The organism is Streptomyces sp. DvalAA-14, from assembly GCF_900091855.1.
Taxonomy (GTDB): domain Bacteria; phylum Actinomycetota; class Actinomycetes; order Streptomycetales; family Streptomycetaceae; genus Actinacidiphila.
Genome location: NZ_FMCH01000564.1, coordinates 1 through 2591, shown reverse-complemented (window position 1 = coordinate 2591; position 2591 = coordinate 1). Strand labels below are relative to the sequence as shown.

The window sequence follows — 2591 nt, the reverse complement described above, 5'->3', positions numbered from 1 at the left end:
TGACGCACCCCGCCCGGGGCGTCCCGCAGAGGCGCGAGGAACCGCGCGAGCGGCCACGCCGGCGCTGCGGGTCGTCACCGGCCCGAAGGCGCTGTTGCTGTCGTATCCGGGCCACCGGCCGCCGGCCGGTTGCTCGCGCGGTTGCCCACGCTCCCAAACGGTGGCACCCCGGCCGGCAGCCGGAAGGCGGCGGCGACCCGGGCGGGGGCGGGACCGGTGGGGCGCCCCGCGCGCAATAGGGTGGGGGACGTGACCCGGGCCTCATTGGAGAAGCAGCCGCAGGAAGTCGCCGCGATGTTCGACGGCGTGGCGGCCAAGTACGACCTGACGAACGACGTGCTGTCGCTGGGCCAGGCCCGCCTCTGGCGGCGTGCCGTCGCCGAGGCGCTGGACGTGCGCCGCGGGGAGCGGGTGCTGGATCTGGGCGCGGGCACCGGCACCTCCTCGCTGCCGTTCGCCGCGGCCGGCGCCGAGGTCGTCCCGTGCGACTTCTCGCTCGGCATGCTCAAGGAGGGCAAGAAGCGGCACCCCGAGCTGCCGCTGACCGCCGGGGACGCGACCCGACTCCCCTTCGCCGACGGCGTGTTCGACGCCGTCACCATCTCCTTCGCGCTGCGCAACGTGCACGACACGGCCGCGGCCATGCGCGAGATGCGGCGGGTCGCCAAGCCCGGCGGGCGCCTGGTGATCTGCGAGTTCAGCCACCCGACGCTGCGCCCGCTGCGGACCGTCTACACCGAGTACCTGATGCGCGCGCTGCCGCCGGTCGCGCAGCGGGTGAGCAGCAACCCGGACGCCTACGTCTATCTCGCCGAGTCCATCCGGGCCTGGCCCGATCAGCCCGCGCTGGCCCGCCGGTTGCAGGAGGCGGGCTGGTCCGCGGTGGCCTGGCGGAATCTGACCGGCGGCATCGTCGCCCTGCACCGCGGGACGAACGCGACGGTGCCGGCGGCCGCGCGGAACTGAAGCGCGCATTGCGGGGGCGCGGGCGGGAAGGGCGCCTTTAAGCTGCGAAGTCCGAGGGGAGGACGGCATCCCCCGGCTCGCTCCGGAGGTGCCCGTGTCCCAGTGTCGCGCGTGCGGGGAACAGGTCGACGAGGCGGCGGGGGTGCGGGCCTGCCCTCGCTGCGGTGCGCGGCTCGACGCCGCATCCGGCGCGTCGGGCCGGGATCCGGTGCCCCCGTCGCCGTCGCCGTCGCCGTCGCCGTCACCGCTGCCTCGGCCGTCGCTGCCTCGGCCGTCGCTGCCTCCGCCGCCGCCCGCCGGGCCGCCGACCGTCCATCTGCTTGCGTCGCCCGCCGAGTCCGACCCGTCGGCGCGGCCCGCACCGATCGGGGCGCCCGTCGCCCACTTCGCCGGCCGTGTCGTCAGCGGTCCCTGGGAGTGGACCGCGCTGGTCCCCGCGCTGGGCGTGGCGGCGCTCGCGCTGCTGATCGGGGGCTGGTCCGGGACCGCCGTGCACCAGGCCGGCCTCGGTTTCGGCACCCGCGCCCGAGCCGCGCTCGGCCTGCTCGTCCAAGGGCTCGGCGGTTCGCTCAGCATCAGTGAGAACTTCGACCTCACCGGTTTCGGCGGCAGCTTCGACGGCGACGACGCCGGTGGCGGCACCGTGTTCGGCGACGGCGGCCACTTCCCGCCGGCCAGGAAGGTCACCGAGACCTACACCCTGCTGCCGCTCACCGTCACGCTGCTCTGGATCGGCCTGCTGGTCCTGGTGCTCGTCGCGGTGCGCCGGCGGCAGCGCGGCCCCGAGGCGGCGGTGCGGGTCGCGCTGGCGGCCGCGGCGGGTGCGCTGGTGCTCGCCCTGGTCGGGCAGCCGAGCATCGGAGTGGACGACATCGGCACCGGGCCGTTCCTGGTCACCTTCTGGGCCCTGCTGATCAGCCTGGCCACCGCGCTCGTGGTGCTGTGCCGGCCCGAACTGCGGGCCTGGCTGGCCGGCCACCCGGATCTGGCCGCCTTCGCCCGGGCGGTCCGGACCGCGGCGCTGGCCCTGGCGCTGTGCATCGCCTTCGCCGGGGTCGTCGTCTTCGTGGTCGCCGCCGCCCACTATCACCAACTGACTGGCTGGGGCGTCGCGTTCGCCGGGCTGCTGGTGCTCAACCTCGGGGTGTCCGGCCTCGGACTGGCCTGGGGCGCCCCCTTCCGGATCACCGAGCACACCTACGCGGGCGACCTCACCCACCTCTCCTTCGGCCTGTCCGGGCTGAACGGCCTGTGGGGCGGCTGGGCGGTGGCCGGCGCACTGGCCGGCGGCCTGCTGTGCGCGCTGCTGATCGGCCTGCTGGCGGTACGCCGGTCCCGGGACCGGGTCGAACAGTTCGTGGTGGCGGGCGTGTTCACGGTGCTGTTCCTGCTGCTGGTCGCGGTCGGCGGTTTCACCGCGGGCGGCGACTCCGGCACGGTGGCCTTCGCCAGCGGGATCGGCCACTCCACCGCGGGGTCCGGCGTCCTGGAGGCTCTGCTGTTCGCGGTGCTCTGGTCGTTCGGCGGGGTCTTCGTCGCGCCGTACCTGTGGCGGGCGTTGGGCGGGCGGGGGATGCCGGCCGGGGCGTTCGAACGCCGATGGGCACCGGCGTCGGCTGGGACAT

At 75.5% G+C, this 2591-nt stretch carries 2 protein-coding genes; both read left to right on the top strand.

The window, feature by feature from the left end:
- The first annotated feature begins 249 nt into the window (after positions 1 to 249).
- Positions 250 to 966 (top strand): demethylmenaquinone methyltransferase, encoded by a 717-nt coding sequence (locus tag GA0115240_RS30575; RefSeq protein WP_093741721.1) that lies wholly within the window; start codon positions 250 to 252, stop codon positions 964 to 966.
- Between the two features lie 94 nt (positions 967 to 1060).
- On the top strand, positions 1061 to 2591 hold a 1531-nt coding region (locus tag GA0115240_RS37420), incomplete at its 3' end, for a hypothetical protein (protein ID WP_161302589.1).